An 18,640-nucleotide genomic window follows, 5' to 3' on the forward strand; every position below is an offset into this window, starting at 1 on the left:
GCGGGGCAGGTCGTCGGAGCGCATTTGAGTTATTCGCTTCGCTCATAAGCGCTCCTCTCTTTCACAATGTATCGCCCCTCTCGCCTCTGCGAGCGGGGCAGGTCGTCGGAGCGCATTTGAGTTATTCGCTTCGCTCATAAGCGCTCCTCCTTCCATACAGAGTCTATAATATTCTGAACAAAACTCCTCTGTTCATCGCTCATTTCCTGGTTGTTCTGCTTCTCATACAACTCTCCAAACAGATCTATAGGCTTTTTCCCTTCAAGCACAGCACCATCGTCTATCGTCTGTGTCACACGGGTTCTGGTGTTGTCGTATCCAAGCTTCATCACATTTGGATAGACCGTTCTGAGTTTTCCCAAAGCATCCGGCACGTCATCCTCGTCCGTGAGAACCACATACAGATAATCATCCACAGCCGTCCCCTCATAGTTTCGCCTGTCCATCAGCTCGTCAAATGTTCCCTTTACCTCGCGCAGCTCATGCATCGGAACAAGCGGAACAGTCCTTATCTCTATTTTCTTGTTCTCAGGGATGTCAACAACTGTCACCGATTTGGTGTGGTTAGCCTCCGAAAGTGAATACTTAAGCGGTGTTCCACAGTATCTGACAGTCTCCCTGCCCACCTTCTGCGGCCCATGTATATGCCCCAGCGCCACATAGTCAAATGAGTCAAATACCGACACATCCACATTGTCCAGACCGCCCACATTCTCCTCCGACTCCGAGCGCACAGCCCCGGTCACGAACTGGTGGGCCACAAGGATATTTGTAACCTTCTCATCAACATCCATGTGCTCCACCGCCACACGGCAGGCATCCGTGTAATCCTTTATATCATCCGCCTCATCAGGGAACACCGCTCTGACCATTGCCGGCTTCACAAATGGCAGCATGTATATGTTCACCATCTGTCCTTTTCCATCCTCCAGCTTATATGGTCTGACCAACCCATCTCCCATCATGGCTATCTGTGCCGAATCATATACCGGCGATATATGGATTCCACTGAGATCTATCAGACTTGATGCAAATGCCAGCTTGGCCGCCGAATCATGGTTGCCGCTGATGATATATACTTGCTGCTTTCTCTTTGCAAGCGAAGTCAGGAATCTGTCCAGCAGTTTCACCGCCTCCTCGCTCGGCACAGACTTATCATATACATCCCCGGCTATGATGACTCCATCCGGCTGCTCATCATCGATGATGCACAGTATTTCTTTTAATATATACTCCTGATCCTCCAGCATGGAAAATTCATTTACACGCTTTCCTATGTGAAGATCAGATAAATGGATCAAACGCATATGTACTTCCCCTTTAAACAAAACATTCGTTGAAATAATTATAACATCACCGACAATATATCCCAATTATGTTTATCTTAATTTCGGCAATTTCGTTTTCTCCGCTACATGAAATACCATATTCGTCATATACTATGTAATATAGCACTAGTTTTCATCGGAGGACTCTCTATGGCAGCTACTAACAAACTCAATTTTTTTCGTTTTTTCTTCATATCGATCCTTGGAGTGCTGCTGCATTTCACCTACGAGTGGTCAAATGACAATCCCGCTGTCGGACTATTCTCAGCAGTGAACGAATCAACCTGGGAACACCTAAAACTTATATTCTTCCCAATGCTCCTGCTGACAATGATTGAATTTCTCTGGGCTCATATAAAAGATAAGCCCCTGCCGGAACATTATCTTCCAGCAAGGACTATCTGTATCCTGTCAGGTATGGCATTCATTGTGGTCGGTTTCTACACTCTAAATGGTGTACTGGGCAGGAATTATGAAATTCTGAACATCGCACTTTATTTCGCCGGGGTTATATATGCACTGCGAACCGAGAACAGATCAAAATCCAGACAAATGTGCATAAACGACTACGTTTCCATGACTATCCTGGCAATTCTCGCGGTTGCATTCTTTGCATTTACCAACTATCCGCCTGAACTGGGGATATTTGCGGATCCTACAACAGATTAACCACACACATCAAAAGCACCACCTGCATTACAAGTATAAGTGGCACTCCAACCGAGAAATAATTCTTCCTTATCTTATGCCTGAACACCACCATTCCAAGCAGAGCACCGATACTTCCACCGGCAAATGCCATACCGAGAAGGACCGCTATGGGGATCCTGTATCCTCCCTTGACCGCTCTGTATTTGTCAATTCCGAACATGACAAATGTTATAACACTTATTGCCAACACGAACCAAAGTGTCCATCTGTATTCCACAAACACATCCCAGAATGCAAAGCTCCATTTGCCCATAGGTCTGAGCTTCCAAGTCATGAACACTGCAAGCTCTATCACACACACGCACACAGTGAACACTCTCAGCATCATATTCGTCTTGGAGGCCGTCCGATCACACAGTGCAAATGCTATGATCATACCCGGAGCACCTCCGGCTATGGCTATGATCCCCAAAAGTACACTGAGCGCTTTATGGCTTGTTCTCCTGCGTCTCGCAGCCGTCACTCCATCAAGGACAGCTCCTAGTATATTTATACATATCAGATATATGATCAACTTATCCATTATATATACCCACCTTGTCTACTGACATTGTATACATAGTTCCACTCTCCTATATACTTCTACTGATCTGCGATGAGCACCTGCGGCTGAACCTTTCTGATGTTCCCCGCTCTGATAAATGCTACCACAGAGAATAACACGCTCATAAATACCAATGGTATAACCAGTGATATCACGCTTGTACTTAAATTAAAACTGTATATTCCAAATGATTCAAATCCTGCCTTGAAGAATGGCTTGCTGACGATAAGTGCAAGAACTATACCAAGCAGCGAACCCACAACTGCCGTCACGATAAAGCGGACCGCAAGCTGGCATCTGAGTCTGAAGGATGTAAATCCAAGTGCCTTGTATATTCCGATATCCTTCTGCTCACGCATGAGAACCTTGCCACAGACGATTATGACCGTGACTATCACGAATACAGCCCCCAACATATATGTGAGCAATGTGAGTCCCTGTATTGCAATGTTGACTGTACCCGCCACTCCTTCAAAATCATCCTTTGCTGAATGTATTGAATACGTGATGCCCTGATTATCGCCATATCTCTTATCTATCTCCTGGATTATCGCATCACATTCATCAGTATTGTCAAGATCATAACATATTCCTTTGCCGCTCCATTCCTCTTCATCTGAACTGCTTTTGGCAGCTCCACTGACACCAGACTCACTTACGGTCTCTTCGTGGGCAAACTTACTATATGCAGCCTTACTAATTGCAAAGTTCTTGCCCATATCATTTGCCGAATCGTATATGCCGGATATCACCATCTTCCTTGCCACGCCGCCGCGCTTGACTGTGACTGTGTCACCTACGTTCATGTGAAATCCATCAGCCACATACTGGGTTATCAGCACTTCATTGTCATATGTGCAGGTTCTTCCCCTTCTTATCGTGTTGATCATATCAGGGTCCTCCACTATATAACAATACATCTGCACATCATCGAACAGAAGGTACTCGCTGAACATTTGATATTTTCTATACGCTGTGTGTTCTGATATAACATTCTCTATATCCTTCTGCGTATCCTCATCGACAAACGAAGCAGTCAGGTCATACTTCGTGACTGAAAACATATCCACCAGCATATTCTGTGAATTAAACCAGCGCATCATATCGTTCATAAGTATCATGAACATGGCAAGTATAGCAGTCACTATGATGGCTGCGGCATACTGTTTCTTCCCAGATATAAACTGTCTGTATGCAAGACTCACACCAAGTTTCTTGCCTGAGACCGGAAGCTTCAGAACGCTTGAGAAATGCACACTGCCCCGTCCGCCTCTTATCGCCTTTATAGGTGTGGCCTCGGATATTCTCCTTGTCTTCAACATGATAAATGCTGCTACCAGAAGCAGTATCGCCAATATGACACACAGCACAAGTCCTACATTAATATCAGACGGAACTTCAAGTCCTGAAGAAGATCTTGTGGCACTATTTATAATTTTTAGTATCGGAATGGCCAGTGGTATTCCAGCAAACAGTCCAGCCGCCACAGTGCACATATACCCGGCAAGCAACGCCAGCTTCACCGATGCATTTGTCATTCCGACCGCTTTGAGTATTCCTATGTTAACAAAATCCATCTCTATGCTGCTGCCGATGTTGTGTCCTAGAACTATCATAGCCGCCACCAGAAGCAGCACAACAAATATAAGCAGCACCGCGGAGAATACCTTTGTCATAAGAAGCATGTAACTTCCCGCCTGCTCCTTTGATAAAGTTATCCAGCAATATGACGCGAAATCACTCACATTATTCAGTTCTCTCTCAAACTCCATCTCCGTAAGGTCCAGGCCCGGCTTTTTATCTATTATGATAAGCTTTGACAATTCAAAGGATCTCTTGTCATCTTCCAGTCCGCTTCTATTATCTTCCGCAGCCTTTGCCTTGAGATCCGCAAAATCCTCATCTGAGATCAATATCGTCTTTATTCCCATGACCGAAGATCCCATATATGGATCCTCGAAAAATGACGCAACTTTGAAGGTATAAGAACCGTTATCATTGCCCAGCTCGACTGTATCACCAATCTTGCAGTCATACATACCTATGAAACTGAACGGCACACTTACCTCACCTTTTTCAAGCCGGCGATCTGTCATTTTGTTATCCACATCATACTGATCATATGTGAGCACGCTGTCTGTATCATTCAAAACGAAGCTGCTGTTTCCGCCTTTTCCATTGCAGTCCTTAAGCAGCAGATATACAACATCTGCTGCTTTCACTTCCTGCACCGCATCACATTTGCCAATATTCTTTATTATCTTGTCTGCACTTGTTCCATAGGCATCCAGCCTGTTCTCCCCATAAAGTGCGGCAAGCATACCTCCATAACCAACCTCTTCCATAGCTTCCGAATCATGCCTTATGGAATTCGTGTAGTAAGAAAGCACTGAACAGAATGCCAGAGAAATGATAAGCATGAGCACGAACACACTTATATGCACGCCCTTGTTTCTTCTCATATTTCCTCGAAGCACCATCATGATATATCTCATCCTTTACCTCCTACCACTGCATGGAACCAAGCCATGCATCTATCTGGCTCTCACGTCTCTTGCGGTCTTCTTCAATATATTGTGACAGTTTCAGCTCACCTATGATTCTTCCATCCTCTATGTAGATGATCCTGTTCGCCCTGATGGCAGCTCTCACATCGTGGGTAACCATGAGTATGCTCTGTCCCTCCACGTTGAGCTCGGTTAGAAGATCCAGCACATCCTGGGTATTTCTACGATTTAATGCGCCTGTCGGTTCATCCGCGAAAAGGATACCCGGACTGTTGATGACCGCTCTGGCAATAGCTCCCCTCTGTGCCTCTCCGCCGGACACCTGTGCAGGAAGTCTGTCAGCAGCACTTTCTATATTCATATTCTTTATGAGTTCATCAGCCCTGTTCTCAGTCTCTTTTGTGCTCGTATTCTTATTCATATAACCCGGCACAAGTATGTTCTCTCTAATGCTGAGGTTACTAACAAGATGTATCTGCTGAAACACAAATCCAAACTCATACACCCTGAGTTCTGCCATGCGCTTCTCATTATATTCTGTTATATCCTCGCCATCATATATGACCTTTCCCGAAGTCGGTCTGTCCATCCCGGACAGACTGTAAAGCAGTGTGGATTTTCCCGAGCCTGACGCTCCCATGATGACTGTAAAATCTCCCTTATAGATATCCAGATCCATGTTGTTGAGCACATGATTCTGCACGCCCTCACTGGAAAAGCTTTTGCAAAGGTCTCTTGCCTGAAGTATTATATCTGCCATTTTTCTCTCCTTTTTATAGTTGTAGCACGGGGGCATTCAGACATCCTCTACAGATCTTCACCTCGCCACCGTGCTACAACCATATCACCCTATTTATTAACAAGTCCTTAACAAACCTTTCTTGCTGCAAAATATAACACTGCCTCCAGGCCATCAGCATGATTTACAAGTTCCACATCTCCGCCCATTCTGTCCATGAGATAATGGACAATAAATAGTCCAAGGCCCGCTCCAGGTTCATCACCGGAGTTTTCCCCTCGATAAAACTTCTCATATATGAACGGCATGTCCTTATCCGGGATTCCTGTTCCTTGATCCTTTATGGACAGCCTGTATACCATATCAGCGCCGCTCACATGGACATTCCTTGGAAGTTTTTCGGGCGATATACATTCCGTAACAATACTTATCTCTGTGTCTCTGGCATACTTAGAGGCATTTGACAGTATATTTTCTATCACCTGAACCACTCTTCCCGAATCTGAATGCTCAAGCACTGCCTCGGTTATATCTCCATTCACCACGATATCCATTCCGAGACCTATATCTGACAGGACCTGTTCCAGCAGAGGTTTTATCTCAACCTCATCACTGTTCACCACCAGTCTGTCCAGATCATGCAAGGAATGAATAAACATGTCATTCGTTATGGACGTCACCTCATCACATTTCTTCATGATGACCGACGCATACCTCTCCCTGCGCTCCTGGGTGGCATCCATATTCATGACCAATGCCTCCGCATATCCTCTTATGGATGCGATCGGAGTCTTTATATCATGTGACAGCGTGGCTATAACTGTCTTGTTGTTCTCTATCGCTTCCTGCTCTCTACGCCTTGCATGCACTATCTCCGTTCTCATATGGTCAAATGCCCACGTGAAGCTTCCGAACATATTTACCCGTCTGTACTTAAGTTCGGTGTCCATATCCCCTGCTGCCAGATGTGATGCATAATCCTCCAGCTCGTCAAATGGCCTGAGAACACACACGTATATGTACAGGAATAATACAATCACAACACACAAGACAACGATATACATGATCACTATATTCCTAAGTCCTGACTTGCCGGTATCTATCTTTTGTTCCCTGAGTTCATTCATTACAGCGTCAAGCTTTTCGTCAGCATCTGTGGATCCCGAATCATACAGTTGTTTCACTTCATTCAGTTCCACTATATACTGCCCATATTCATCATCTTTTATCCGCCGTGTCTCGTCCTGCTTCTCCCTGTAGAACAGCCAGGCAAAAACTATGGTTATAGCGCACATGAACACGATCAGCATTTTTATTATATTGCTTCTTACTGAATGTCGCTTCATATAAACTCCCTATAGCTGCCAAGTGGACATCCACCTTACAAGCTCATATTATTCTCACTGTCTTTGTCTATTCACTATCTCCCAGCACATATCCCGTTCCCCATACCGTACGGATAAGCTGCGGATGTGAAGGATCTGTCTCAAGCTTTTCCCTGAGCCACCTTACATGCACCGCAACCGTGGATGGCTCCACATCGCTGTACAGCCCCCACACGGCACTCATGATCTGTTCCTTGGTCAATACCCTGCCTCTGTTCTCCGCCATGTATACAAGCAGGTCAAATTCCTTCGGCTTCATATCCACATTACTTTTGTTTCTGTTCACAGTCCGTGCGTGCCTGTTGATCTCTATCTCGTTCCCGTCTGTGTTCAGGGTCAACATCTCAGACTTATTGTTATCAACACCATAAGTTCTCCTGAGTATCGAACGGATACGAGACATAAGCTCTTTCAGTGAATACGGCTTTGCGATATAGTCATCTCCACCCATATCAAGGCCATTCACCTTGTCATCCTCACTCGTCCTTGCACTTGCAAATATGATTGGCACCTGCGAAGTATGCCTGAGTTCTTTACAGAATGAGAAACCTGTACCATCGGGAAGATTGATATCCAGAAGTATGAGATCACATTTGTTATCTGTCAGCACTTCATATGCATCGTCTATGCTGGCTGCGTACAGAAAAGCATAGCCGTTGTCCTCCAGCATATCCTGTATCAGCATAGACAGATCAGCGTCATCATCCACTATAAGTATTGTTCTCTTGTCTGTATGCTTTTCTGTCATCCTATACCCTCCAATATCTTCACTGTAGACAATTCGTATTATATGACTCTAAACTGCCCACATATCGTCTGTAATATCATCCGCAAGCAGTGCATACAGCCAACTATTTTTCTTTATTCACCAGCATATCATATGTAACACCATATTTCTCCGCTATGTCACTGGCGTATGATCTGCCAGCGGGCGGCGCTATCTCGATCTTGTAAGATCTTTGTGAACCCTCATTGTGTACGATCAGCGAATATACCTTGCCCTCTGTACGGCCTTCATTCATCTCATCCACATCAAAGCCCAGCTTATGCATATGGGTGTTGTATATCGTCCGCGTTCCCTTTGTCAGAATCGCCCTCACGGAATCTCTGGCTATATAGTAGCCCTCCTCAAACGATGTGGTTGAAAACGTCTCATTCAGAAGTATCAGGCTACCGTCACCCGCACCGTCAAATATCTCCTTAAACCTCTTGCACTCCTCACCAAGTCTTCCAAGATCCAGGGTCTTGTCTTCGTCAGCAGGGAAATGTGTAAATACGCAGTCCACTGGAGCAAATTCAAATTCATCACCTGGGATATATATACCACCCTGAGCCAGTACAAAAAGCTGACCTATCGTCTGGGTTATGGTCGTCTTTCCACCCCTATTTGCTCCTGTCAGAATATACACTCTGTGCTCGCTGTCAAAGTCCAGATCATTGGTCACTATGTGCTCCGACTCCTCCGTATCAAATGCCGCAAGCTTGATATTATATACGCCACGAGCCTTCATATAATATCTGCTCTTGGAATTGGCTTCCTTAGATGTACCTGCGTCCGGCTGATATGCAGAGTTCACAACCCTTGCCTTGGAAAATACCGCACCTCTGCTTTGCAATTTTTCTATATACTCAGCCCATCTTATATAGTATGTAAGCTCCGGTATGAGATCCGTCATGTCAGTTATGGTAATCGACACATACTTATTTAACGTCTCCCTCATTCTCTTTACAATTCTTGTTATGAGCTTAGTGACTACCCTGTCTGTATACCTTGTAATGTCTTTAGATTTGTCAGAATCAGGGATTCCCACCATACCTGCCGCCAGATTATTTGCGCCCCCGGTTACGACTCTTCCCTGAAGTTCCTGCTGAAATTTGGATAATGCTTCATTTACCGCATCTAACGGCTGGAATTTATAGTCGTTCTTTGCCTCAATGTTATCATTTATTTTGTCTCTGGACATAAGATGTCCGTAGAAATTACTCAGCACGCCGCCCCTTGTAAACTGCTTGCTGTTGACTGATATCAAGCCGACACCATCTGCCTCATATCTGTTATTCAGATTGATTCCTATGGTTATACTCCTAACCTCACCGCTCACCTTCTTAAGTTCTGCTATATCCTTCTTAAGTTCACTAAAACCATTATCTTCATATATGTTCTGAACATACGCCTTAAGGCCTGTAAATCCCTCAGAATGCAGATTCCTATCTTTCAGGCTGGAATATAATGAATCCACACACTCTATATAATCTCCAATTTCATCAAGTCTGTGCATAAGATCCCATATACCTGAGTTCTCATCATAGTCACGCTTAAAGCTGCCATAGTCCTTGAGAAAGCTTATCTTCCCAAGGATCTCCATCATATCGTCCCGAAGCTGCTTATTCCCTATGACATCGTCAAACACGCCACATCTGTAATTTGTAACAGACGGCTCTGCATATATCCGTGACATAACGCCCATTATATAATTTTGCTCGGACTCATTTGCAGACAACTGCCTGCATATCATGTCCAATCCCAGATCATGCATGGTCACAGGGCTCAGTGTTTTAAACGAATACTTCCCTTCCGGAACCAAAAGGCTGTATTTTCCTGTTGCTTTTTCTCCCATATCTATACCTTTCAAATCATAATGTCAGAAACCTCTCTGACTAACTCACACTATCCGGCTTCTATCTGCCTTCCATCTGTCTCAATTCTACTTGCCAATTACCTTCATATACGCCGCGACCATCTCCACTACGCCGTCCACGCCGAGCTTCGCCTCATCAAGGCACAGGTCATAATGTCCTGAATATCCCCAGTTCTCTCCTGAGTAATAGTCATGATAGCTTCTTCGCTTGGCATCAGTCTCCTCCACAAGACTCTTTGCCTTTGATTCTGATATGCCATGCTTGTCCATTATCCTCTTTATTCTGCTGTCTTTATCTCCGCACAGGAATATTCTCACTGCATCGTTCCTGTTCTTGAATGCAAAGTCCGAGGCTCTTCCCACTACAACGCCATCCTGTCCGTCAAGCAATCTCTCAAGTACCTCCTCCGGGGTCTTTCTTCTCTTCACGACAAAGTCATCTGACACCGACTGCATCATAGAATCTATAGCCTTCTCTCCAAAGAAAAACGGATATTTGTCATACACACCCTTCTCCTTTGCCAGCCTTATTATCTCTTTCTTTGTGTAACAGGCTATACCATATTTTGAGGCAAGTCTTGCTGCCACCTCATCGCCGTCACATCCACACTCTCTGCCTATTGTAATTATCATTCTGTGCACCTCCGCTCATCATTCTTATATAATAGAAATGTCTCATCTCTATAACTCATCAAACAATACACCACCATTATATTACAATATAGCTGCAGCTGCATCCTATAACTTGCAATATCTACCTCTTTAGAATCCCCGTTCCATACATACGAAATGCTTATCAAAAAGATCACACTCTCCAACCGTTTCAAAACCAATCTTGGCGTATGTCGAAAGCGCCACCACATGTCCCTCTCTGACAAGTATATGAACGCCCTTCATGCCTCTGCTTTTCAGGACATCACAGGCATAGTTCATCATAGTCTTCGCAATTCCCTGGCCCTGCATATCCTTCCTGACGCACAGCCTTGAAAGTTCTCCCGATGGAGCCAGATCTGCTCTCCAGCACGTAAGTGCCTCAACAGCATCGTCGTGATCTATGGATATTGTGGCTACAATCTCTTCTTTGTCATTCTTCATAACAAACAGATCTTCATTCTTCAGGTCAAATGCTATGGTATTCTCGTCAGGATAATTCTCGCTCCACTCACACGGTCCGCCTATCATGGCATGATAGAGCGAGAGCAGTTCTTCTTTGTCTTTTTGTGTTGCATTTATTATCTTCATATGTCATCTATGTCCTTTCCACAATATAACTGTTGACTTTTCCTGTAGCTTGTTTTATTTTTATTTCATTAAGAAATGGGGTTTCTACTGGGTAGGGTTTATACCTGACAAGGCTTGCTCGTTTCTTTTTTTATTTCTAAAACATCGTACAGATACATTTTCCCAGAAGCGGCATGTCTGATCAATAATCTTGCACTAAACACATTGTACCGCTCAACCTCACCACTTTCATCGTAAACCGGTAACACAAATCTGGCATCATATCTATACCATCCATTTTTAGCATTACGGCTATGTTTTTCTTTTTTATTTTCTTCCACTGTTTTGGATGTTGCTATTTCAATGATCTCCGGAATTGTCTGAGCCGCATTTGCCTTTGCTTTTGTCTTTGCATTGTCAATGAGCTCCATATACCTGAGCATATACTTTCTCACATGATTATCCGATCTGCGATAACACTCAATGAGATATTTCTCATCAGCACTATAATCGACTCTGCTGTTCTCATCCCCATCTTCTCAAAGCAGATCTGCCAATGACATATCAAGCGCCCTGCTGATAACAACCAGCTTATCCGCCTGCGGATTGATCTTCTTCTTTTTCCAGTCATTTATAGTGCTGGTGGAAATCCCCGTTCGCCTCGAAAGCTCTGACTGGCTCATACTCAGATCATAAAGCTTGAAAATTATGAAGTACATCTGCCTAGCTACTCGATAGCTGTGGCTGTCGCTGATACCAGACTTACTATAATCGGAAAATGGATGAATTCGAGAAGGTATACGAGCTCAACAAAGCCATACATCTCCCAGTATGCCTGAATGACATAGAGATCACAGAAGGAGAGTGGGAAGAAACTAAGAGATAGCTTCCAGAAAAAGCATTGCTTCAATCGCCGGTGTCTTTGATGCATATTCGGCATTTTCTATGCCATTGGTAAGCAACAGCCGTTCCCAAAGCTTAGGATAATTTGAGAAATCAAATGTATTGTCATCCAGTATCACGTATTCATCTATCTCAGGATGCTCCGCCAGATAGCTCTGGATACCCTCACCTCTGCCAACCCAGACATCGGTTGTCTTTCCAGACAGGCTTAGTCCAAATTTGCCCAGCATAGATACAAGATATGAGAAGTCATCCCCGTCTTCTCTCATAAGCTTCCAATCAGAAGTCAGAACGATTGCTGCATCGCCAAACTGTTTTAACGCCTTTTTCAGCAGCCTCACTCTGGACTCATCGATCCCTGTTCTCCCACTGGGCGCCCCCACAACTGTCGTCCGGGTATTCAATACACCATCTATGTCCAGAAATAATGCAAAACTCATCACTTACCCCCTAGAACATTTTCTCTGTCCACTCTTTCTCTTTAAATCCAGTCAGCACGAAACCTTCAGCAACGACAAGCGGCCTCTTCACCAACATGCCATTTGTCGCAAGAAGCTGCAACTGCTCATCCTCGCTCATGTCCGGAAGCTTGTCCTTCAGTTTCATCTCCTTATACAACATTCCGCTCGTATTAAAAAATCTTTTGAGTGGCAGTCCGCTCTTCTCATACCATTTCTTCAGTTCCTCATATGTTGGATTGTCGTCCACAATGTGGCGCTCCGTGTATTCGATCTTATTCTCGTCCAGCCATTTCTTTGCCTTCTGGCAGGTTGAACACTTTGGGTAACATATAAATTCCATGATTGTCCTCCTTTTCTATTTAGCTTATTGATGCAAGCCTCTATTTCATCATATCAAGTTGAACATCTTCTTCATTTACTCCGAAGACCTCAAAACTATCTGCTTGTGGCATATCGATATCCAAAAGTGTTAAATTCTGAATCATCTACAATGAGTATTTTTTGTTTCTTGTCCTTCTTATTTCTCTTTAGTGATTATTGATCAATAACTTGGGCTTCCTCCCTCCCAAGTTTTATATTTCTTATGGTTTTCTTCAGCAACTTCATATCAACTGGTTTTGAAATATGAGCATTCATTCCAGCAGCGAGAGAGTGCTGCATATCCTCTGAAAATGCATTGGCAGTCATGGCAATAATCGGGATCGTCTTTGCCTGTTCATGTGATTTTCTTTACACAATAACTCCATATAATTACCGGAATCAGACAAAGCCGAAAAAAGAAAGAAGATTAGGAACCGTAATAATTCTATTCAAATTTTCTTCCTGATTCACTTCACTCTGCATGTACGGTCACCTCACTTTCCTTTTTTTAGACATAAACCAATAAAATATAACACAAAATGCTAAAGCAAACACAACACCAAAAACATTTTGAATCACTCTAAGACTAACCGCTCCTTGTAGTCCATAAGTCTCTGCAGCAATGGCTAAAGCACCAAATGTGTTAAATACTGCCTGCCAGCCATATTGTGCTGAAAATCCTACACCGATTCCACCAAGAATTCCTATATATGCATATATTGACGAAGGAAGCAGAAAATATAATACTGTAAAACATATAACACCTGCAATATTTCCGACAATCCTTTTACGGACTCTGTAGTGCATATCTTCCATAAACGGCAAAATCACGGACATGGCCGCAATACCAGCCCACATTGCACGTGGCATATTACAAAGTTCTGCAATGCAAAGGACAATCGGTACGCATAAAATCTGACATATCTGCCATTTTGTTCTGGAAGAAGTGATATCAAATTCTTGTATCAGATCTTTCAGATTTCTTTTATAAGTTCTGTTTTTATGATTTCGATAAAATACGAAGCAGGTAAGTGCTGCACCTAAAGCCATTCCGACTAATCGCATCTGATAGCTTTTTCCCGTAACATCATAACCATATAGCAGCAGATACCCAAGAACCAATGTAGATTGATTAAACATGAATGGATTATGGCATCCGAACAGAATCAACACAGCCAGTGCCGCAATATTTAACAGCATTCCCAATACCGGTGAAAACTGATTTGCCAAATGCGGACATACAGTCATAATTACAAAGAACAAAGCCAAAAGCATCGTAGATTGTCCGGTGCGGATCCCCAGATCCGCATTTCTAAACACCATGAGACATAATAAGACTACTACACCTACAATGCTGTTCTCATTTCCAAATAGGATGCTGAAAATACTAACAAAGAAAAAACAAAATGCCATTGTAACAGCTATCTTCACCAGATATACCCACATATGATATAATTTTTCTTTTAGTGTTTCACTCTTTTTCAACAGGTTTTTAGAACCTGCCTGATTTAACTGCAACTCCTGATAAAATGTCATATGAATTCTCCCATCTTCTAATTTATCTTAAAACTATATAATCTCTTCTTTCTGCTTTGGCAGCTCTATAACAAATCTGCATCCACCATATTCACGGTTTTCTGCTTTGATTGTTCCTCCGGCACTATCTACAATCCGTTTTACAAGTGCAAGACCTAGGCCATTTCCTTCTGCTTTATGAGATCCATCTACCTGATAGAACTTGTCAAATATTCTGGATTTTACATCATCCTCTATTCCTGGTCCTTCATCTTCCAGAATGAACTTAACAGAATCCTGTTCTTGTTTCAGAAACATCATAATTGTCCCCTTTGAAGGGCTGAACTTAATCGCATTATCCAAAAGATTTAACCAGATATGCATAAAAAGTCCTTCATTCCCAGTATATTTAACTTCCTCCAATTCTACCTGAAAACCAATTTCTTTTTCTGTCCATTTTGTTTCCAATGAAAGAAATGCCTGGCGGATCTGTTCATCCAGACGATATTCTGTTTTTTTCATTGGTATATTCTGATTCTCTAACTTGGATAACAGCAAAATATTACCAACCAATCCGGAAAGTCTTTGGGTGTTAAATAAGATTTTTTCTACATATTCCTCTTGATCCGGAGACAGTTCTTCTCCCTGAAGCAGCATTGTATATCCTTCAATGGCATTAATCGGGGTCTTAAACTCATGAGAAACATTAGATACAAAATCCATCTGCAACACCTCTGTTGCACGAAGTTCTTTTGTCATAACGTTAAAACTTTGATAAGATTCTCCAACTTCTGCTATACGGCTGTTCGTTTCCAAATGCTGTTCAAAATCTCCCTGAGAAACTTCCTTCATTGCTTTACTAAGTCTGGTAATTGGTTCCAGTAACTTTGCATTAATAAAGGAAGTGATCAGCCCTGCAATCAATGTATTGAAAATCAAAAGCCAGCCAAGCACAGGTATGCTGCCCGGCAGATTAAAAAAATGATTCAAAAAAGCAAATAATAAAGCAGATATGACTGTTGAAAATACAAGTGCCAGCCAGATTGCACCAGTCAGACAGGATCGGATCCGCAATCCTTTTTCTTTCTTTTGTTCCATTATTTTTTCACCACCTTGTATCCAATTCCACGCATTGTTACGATTTCAAAATCAGGGTTATCTTTAAAACGCTCTCTGATTCTTCCTATATGTACCTCTATCGTATGTGGGTCTGCCTCCGTCTCGTATCCCCATACTTCATCCATCAACTGTTGTTTTGTAAATGTTCTGCCTGGCGAAGCTGCAAGCTTATATAAAAGCAGGAATTCTTTTTTAGGCAAAACAAGACTTTCCTTATCAGTTGTAACCGTCATTGCATCATAATCAAACTCTGTTGAACCGATCACAATTTTGTGTTCATTCAGTATCTGTGCACGGCGAAGCAGTGCTCCGACTCTTAAAACCATTTCATTCACATTTACCGGTTTTACCATATAATCGTCACTTCCCGAAAGAAATCCCTGGCGCATATCATCAAAGGAACCTTTCGCAGTGATCATAAGTACCGGTATCTGATATCCTGCTGAACGGAGTTCCGACACCAGTTCATAACCATCCATAACCGGCATCATAATATCGGAAATGATCAGATCAATATACTCTTTATCCAATATTTCTAATGCCAGTGCTCCATCCGATGCACTTTTGACCTGATATCCATTCTTCTCAAGCACTTTTTGGAATAGCTGGCTTAATTCTTTATCATCTTCTACAATTAATATTTGAAACATGATCTTCTTCCTCCTTTATCAGAACAGGATTCTATTTCTGTTTTTCGCATAATCGGCAGACCCAAATGGATTCCTATTATTCGCAACTGAATTTGTCATGATAGAAAAATCTGAAACGTTCTCTGCAATCTCCTCCCATGTATTATACATCATATCATTACAGATAATATATGGCGTGTGGATCTTCACACGATTTTGTGCATTTTTCATCAATTCTCCCAACTGATACCACACTACTGGTTCTTTGGAACCTGTGTGAATAGGATTTGACACTAATGTAATCTTTTCTGTCTCAAAAGTTTCGTCCGTATAATCGGTCTCGCAGATTCTTTCCTTATACAATACAAAGTCAATCTCAATTTAACCTCAACAAAATTTATTTTTCATGCAGTAATCAGATCTAAGCTGACAGTCACAATCGCCTTTCCTGTCTGGAACGACTCCTGCGTCAATTCATCGACCATTGTTCTGTCCTCCCGATATTATTTTCTCTATGCTGCCTGTCCTGTGTGGGTGGTCTTACCCACGGAATACCATTTTTGCTATACATCAGGTATCCTCCTTCTTTTTTATTTGAACTTCTGGACAATTTGTCCAAAAGCTGCTTTCTTGTTCTTTGTCCATGAAAGTACAAAAAAAGAGCATTCATGCTTTTACACATAAATGCTCTGACGCTGTTTTATTATAAAATTGTCTTAGCTGTTGTTCCCTACAAACTGAAATTTGTTAGTGCGATTGAATATCCATTTAATACTCAATCCCTCTTCTTCTTTACACAAATAATGACCGCCATAACAATCATCGGAATCATACTGATAATACCGATATATGCCGGTCCCAGTATTGCCATATTGGAATAATCAGGTTTTACCAGATATGCAAAAATAGTAAATGCATTGGTAGCACCATGCATAAGAGATGGCAACCAGATGGTCTCTGTCTTTTCATATACATAATCAAATAATATCCCCATCATAATAGTAGCGACACAGAACACAATCGGACCAAGTACCGGTGCGCCAATATATTCTTTACCATACTCATATCCAGCAAAAATCATAATCGGCCAATGCCAAGCCCCCCAAATAGTACCACCTACAATTCGGCCCTTAGTAACACCCAGCTTCTTCTTCAAATATGGATACAGCGCACCTCTCCAACCGACCTCTTCGCCTAATGCAACAAACATATTCATAAATGGTGCAACAGTTACCGCCTGAATGCTAGTAATTAACAAATACATTGGCATAGTGATACCTTGTGCTTCAAACTGTTCCAACGCTCCCGCTTCCTCTAAAAGACCTCTTAACGTCATAAATTCAGAGTCAAATGTATCCGGGAAAATCACAAAAAACAAGACCCCTCCAAGGATACTTAATAACGCCGGCATCCAAAGGGCAAAGAATACATAACGAAGTTTCCCTTTTAAATGTGGTACCCATCCCATACCTTTTAGTGGGATTCTGGCTATCAGTACTCCAAGAAATGGCATAAACATGGTAATCATCAAGATAACAGCAAACACCATCTGATTTCCATTATTGCTAAAAATACTTGCTATCATTTCTAAAATCCAGGCCAACCCAAATGCGACTGCCATGTATATCACAAATTGTTTCTTACTCAAATTAATTGTTTCCATTATGCATCCACCTCTTTTCTATATACTTCCAAACTCCAAATTTTCCTCCTACAACTAGGACAAGTTAACTTTCTCATCTTTGGATTATGATTTGCCAACAGAGTTTCCATTTTCCTTGGTTGAAATCTGGTATGGCATTCCGGACAAATATACTCTATCCGTTTGTACCAATAGTTTGCTAAAAAGACAGCACAAATAGTATACACTGCCGTAGTTACAAAAAATGGTATCCAAATTCCTTGTAATATACCAATAACAAAAGTTACAATTCCTGTGATTTCTACAGGAATTCCTACGATCAGCATTTTTTTGTACATTTTCTTTCGCTTTTCTTTTTCCTCCATAATTGACGATATGTCATGAATTGTTTTTTGTGAGCCATCCTTGAAAGAAGTCAAAAAATTTCTTATATTTTTTATTTTTTCTAATTGCTCTGTTTTTTTCTTAATATCTGCCTGAAGGTTTTTATTCAGTTCATCAAGCAAAAGTTCAATTACTTTTTTAGACTCATCAGATTCCAATATTTCAGCAATATCTTTTATAGAGATATCCAAATCTCTTAAAAAGCAAATCGTTTCCAATGTGGCAACATCCTCTTCGGAGAACAGTCTTCGTCCCCCTTCCGTCAAATCTGTTGGCACCAAAATACCTCTTTCATCATAGTATTGAATCGTTCTTACTGAAACGTTGCACTTCTTTGCAAGCTCTCCTGTTGTGTATAATGACATATCCTGCCTCCTTTCAAGGTCCATATTAGTACATAACGTAGCGTGACAAGCAATATATCACGCTACGTTATTTTTTGATTTTTTCAAATAATCAAATTTTTATATCAAACCAGACAGCGAGAGAAATTCAAATTTAATAATTAGTTTTTTTCGCAATCAAAACTCCAACAGGAGCTAAACCGCCATCC

Annotated in this window: 19 protein-coding genes and 3 pseudogenes; 1 reads left to right on the top strand and 21 read right to left on the bottom strand. The window is 42.1% G+C overall.

Annotated elements, in window-relative coordinates:
- Positions 1-134: 134 nt before the first annotated feature.
- The gene (locus DXD11_RS13065; RefSeq protein WP_118758564.1) at positions 135-1,307 is read right to left on the bottom strand and encodes an exonuclease SbcCD subunit D; all 1,173 of its coding nucleotides are present in this window, start codon (positions 1,305-1,307) and stop codon (positions 135-137) included.
- A gap of 171 nt (positions 1,308-1,478) precedes the next feature.
- Between DXD11_RS13065 and DXD11_RS13070 the strand changes: the two genes are divergently transcribed.
- A complete protein-coding gene (locus tag DXD11_RS13070) occupies positions 1,479-1,997 on the top strand; it encodes a DUF6512 family protein (RefSeq protein WP_118758565.1) in 519 nt (172 codons plus the stop codon).
- Here DXD11_RS13070 and DXD11_RS13075 read toward each other — a convergent pair.
- The 20 genes and pseudogenes from DXD11_RS13075 to DXD11_RS13170 all read right to left on the bottom strand — a co-directional run bounded on the left by DXD11_RS13075 (position 1,984) and on the right by DXD11_RS13170 (position 18,452).
- Entirely contained in the window at positions 1,984-2,562 is a 579-nt protein-coding gene (locus DXD11_RS13075; RefSeq protein WP_118758566.1) for a DUF1294 domain-containing protein, read from the bottom strand. The two genes, DXD11_RS13070 and DXD11_RS13075, sit on opposite strands and share 14 nt — an antisense overlap.
- A 59-nt stretch (positions 2,563-2,621) precedes the next feature.
- Positions 2,622-5,078: an ABC transporter permease gene (locus DXD11_RS13080; protein WP_118758567.1), complete on the bottom strand. Its 2,457-nt coding sequence runs from the start codon at positions 5,076-5,078 to the stop codon at positions 2,622-2,624.
- Between the two features lie 10 nt (positions 5,079-5,088).
- The gene (locus DXD11_RS13085; RefSeq protein ID WP_118758568.1) at positions 5,089-5,850 is read right to left on the bottom strand and encodes an ABC transporter ATP-binding protein; all 762 of its coding nucleotides are present in this window, start codon (positions 5,848-5,850) and stop codon (positions 5,089-5,091) included.
- A gap of 107 nt (positions 5,851-5,957) precedes the next feature.
- Positions 5,958-7,175, bottom strand: coding sequence for a sensor histidine kinase (locus DXD11_RS13090; RefSeq protein ID WP_118758569.1), 1,218 nt, complete (start codon positions 7,173-7,175; stop codon positions 5,958-5,960).
- 67 nt (positions 7,176-7,242) lie between these two features.
- Positions 7,243-7,962: a response regulator transcription factor gene (locus DXD11_RS13095; RefSeq protein ID WP_118758570.1), complete on the bottom strand. Its 720-nt coding sequence runs from the start codon at positions 7,960-7,962 to the stop codon at positions 7,243-7,245.
- Positions 7,963-8,065: 103 nt separating this feature from the next.
- Entirely contained in the window at positions 8,066-9,832 is a 1,767-nt protein-coding gene (locus DXD11_RS13100) for a MutS-related protein (protein WP_118758571.1), read from the bottom strand.
- 87 nt (positions 9,833-9,919) lie between these two features.
- Positions 9,920-10,486 carry a cytidylate kinase-like family protein gene (locus DXD11_RS13105; protein ID WP_118758572.1) on the bottom strand — a complete coding sequence of 189 codons (567 nt, stop codon included), beginning with the start codon at positions 10,484-10,486 and terminating at the stop codon, positions 9,920-9,922.
- 129 nt (positions 10,487-10,615) lie between these two features.
- Positions 10,616-11,095: a GNAT family N-acetyltransferase gene (locus DXD11_RS13110; RefSeq protein ID WP_118758573.1), complete on the bottom strand. Its 480-nt coding sequence runs from the start codon at positions 11,093-11,095 to the stop codon at positions 10,616-10,618.
- A gap of 98 nt (positions 11,096-11,193) precedes the next feature.
- A complete protein-coding gene (locus tag DXD11_RS14595) occupies positions 11,194-11,529 on the bottom strand; it encodes a hypothetical protein (RefSeq protein ID WP_330426644.1) in 336 nt (111 codons plus the stop codon).
- Between the two features lie 84 nt (positions 11,530-11,613).
- Complete coding sequence (locus tag DXD11_RS14600) at positions 11,614-11,793, bottom strand: helix-turn-helix domain-containing protein (RefSeq protein WP_243105873.1); 180 nt, start codon at positions 11,791-11,793, stop codon at positions 11,614-11,616.
- 156 nt (positions 11,794-11,949) lie between these two features.
- Positions 11,950-12,417, bottom strand: coding sequence for an HAD domain-containing protein (locus tag DXD11_RS13120; RefSeq protein ID WP_117550272.1), 468 nt, complete (start codon positions 12,415-12,417; stop codon positions 11,950-11,952).
- A gap of 10 nt (positions 12,418-12,427) precedes the next feature.
- Complete coding sequence (locus tag DXD11_RS13125; RefSeq protein WP_118758574.1) at positions 12,428-12,778, bottom strand: arsenate reductase family protein; 351 nt, start codon at positions 12,776-12,778, stop codon at positions 12,428-12,430.
- Between the two features lie 194 nt (positions 12,779-12,972).
- Positions 12,973-13,167, bottom strand: a pseudogene (locus tag DXD11_RS14915) (response regulator); the annotation flags it as partial.
- Positions 13,163-13,281 (bottom strand): annotated as a pseudogene (locus DXD11_RS13135) (CDP-alcohol phosphatidyltransferase family protein); the annotation flags it as partial. The pseudogenes DXD11_RS14915 and DXD11_RS13135, both read right to left, overlap by 5 nt.
- A 6-nt stretch (positions 13,282-13,287) precedes the next feature.
- A complete protein-coding gene (locus DXD11_RS13140) occupies positions 13,288-14,334 on the bottom strand; it encodes an FUSC family protein (protein WP_118758575.1) in 1,047 nt (348 codons plus the stop codon).
- A gap of 33 nt (positions 14,335-14,367) precedes the next feature.
- Positions 14,368-15,411 (bottom strand): HAMP domain-containing sensor histidine kinase, encoded by a 1,044-nt coding sequence (locus tag DXD11_RS13145; RefSeq protein WP_118758576.1) that lies wholly within the window; start codon positions 15,409-15,411, stop codon positions 14,368-14,370.
- Complete coding sequence (locus DXD11_RS13150) at positions 15,411-16,082, bottom strand: response regulator transcription factor (RefSeq protein ID WP_004851516.1); 672 nt, start codon at positions 16,080-16,082, stop codon at positions 15,411-15,413. Before DXD11_RS13150 ends, DXD11_RS13145 begins: the two co-directional genes overlap by 1 nt.
- Before the next feature lie 24 nt (positions 16,083-16,106).
- Positions 16,107-16,418: pseudogene (locus tag DXD11_RS13155) on the bottom strand (phospholipase D family protein); the annotation flags it as partial.
- Positions 16,419-16,836: 418 nt separating this feature from the next.
- Positions 16,837-17,724, bottom strand: coding sequence for a CPBP family intramembrane glutamic endopeptidase (locus DXD11_RS13165; RefSeq protein WP_118758577.1), 888 nt, complete (start codon positions 17,722-17,724; stop codon positions 16,837-16,839).
- The gene (locus tag DXD11_RS13170) at positions 17,724-18,452 is read right to left on the bottom strand and encodes a MerR family transcriptional regulator (protein WP_158579447.1); all 729 of its coding nucleotides are present in this window, start codon (positions 18,450-18,452) and stop codon (positions 17,724-17,726) included. The genes DXD11_RS13165 and DXD11_RS13170 overlap by 1 nt, the downstream gene beginning before the upstream one ends.
- Positions 18,453-18,640 lie beyond the last annotated feature (188 nt).

The organism is Coprococcus sp. TF11-13 (genome assembly GCF_003481085.1).
Taxonomy (GTDB): domain Bacteria; phylum Bacillota; class Clostridia; order Lachnospirales; family Lachnospiraceae; genus Coprococcus; species Coprococcus aceti.

Coding starts and splice junctions, on each gene's coding strand:
- DXD11_RS13105 (WP_118758572.1), bottom strand. CDS start 10,486: ATGATAATTACAATAGGCAGAGAGTGTGGATGTGACGGCGATGAGGTG.
- DXD11_RS13140 (WP_118758575.1), bottom strand. CDS start 14,334: ATGACATTTTATCAGGAGTTGCAGTTAAATCAGGCAGGTTCTAAAAAC.
- DXD11_RS13125 (WP_118758574.1), bottom strand. CDS start 12,778: ATGGAATTTATATGTTACCCAAAGTGTTCAACCTGCCAGAAGGCAAAG.
- DXD11_RS13075 (WP_118758566.1), bottom strand. CDS start 2,562: ATGGATAAGTTGATCATATATCTGATATGTATAAATATACTAGGAGCT.
- DXD11_RS13080 (WP_118758567.1), bottom strand. CDS start 5,078: ATGAGATATATCATGATGGTGCTTCGAGGAAATATGAGAAGAAACAAG.
- DXD11_RS13065 (WP_118758564.1), bottom strand. CDS start 1,307: ATGCGTTTGATCCATTTATCTGATCTTCACATAGGAAAGCGTGTAAAT.
- DXD11_RS13170 (WP_158579447.1), bottom strand. CDS start 18,452: ATGTCATTATACACAACAGGAGAGCTTGCAAAGAAGTGCAACGTTTCA.
- DXD11_RS13095 (WP_118758570.1), bottom strand. CDS start 7,962: ATGACAGAAAAGCATACAGACAAGAGAACAATACTTATAGTGGATGAT.
- DXD11_RS13145 (WP_118758576.1), bottom strand. CDS start 15,411: ATGGAACAAAAGAAAGAAAAAGGATTGCGGATCCGATCCTGTCTGACT.
- DXD11_RS13150 (WP_004851516.1), bottom strand. CDS start 16,082: ATGTTTCAAATATTAATTGTAGAAGATGATAAAGAATTAAGCCAGCTA.
- DXD11_RS13100 (WP_118758571.1), bottom strand. CDS start 9,832: ATGGGAGAAAAAGCAACAGGAAAATACAGCCTTTTGGTTCCGGAAGGG.
- DXD11_RS13090 (WP_118758569.1), bottom strand. CDS start 7,175: ATGAAGCGACATTCAGTAAGAAGCAATATAATAAAAATGCTGATCGTG.
- DXD11_RS14600 (WP_243105873.1), bottom strand. CDS start 11,793: ATGTACTTCATAATTTTCAAGCTTTATGATCTGAGTATGAGCCAGTCA.
- DXD11_RS13085 (WP_118758568.1), bottom strand. CDS start 5,850: ATGGCAGATATAATACTTCAGGCAAGAGACCTTTGCAAAAGCTTTTCC.
- DXD11_RS13165 (WP_118758577.1), bottom strand. CDS start 17,724: ATGGAAACAATTAATTTGAGTAAGAAACAATTTGTGATATACATGGCA.
- DXD11_RS13110 (WP_118758573.1), bottom strand. CDS start 11,095: ATGAAGATAATAAATGCAACACAAAAAGACAAAGAAGAACTGCTCTCG.
- DXD11_RS13120 (WP_117550272.1), bottom strand. CDS start 12,417: ATGAGTTTTGCATTATTTCTGGACATAGATGGTGTATTGAATACCCGG.
- DXD11_RS13070 (WP_118758565.1), top strand. CDS start 1,479: ATGGCAGCTACTAACAAACTCAATTTTTTTCGTTTTTTCTTCATATCG.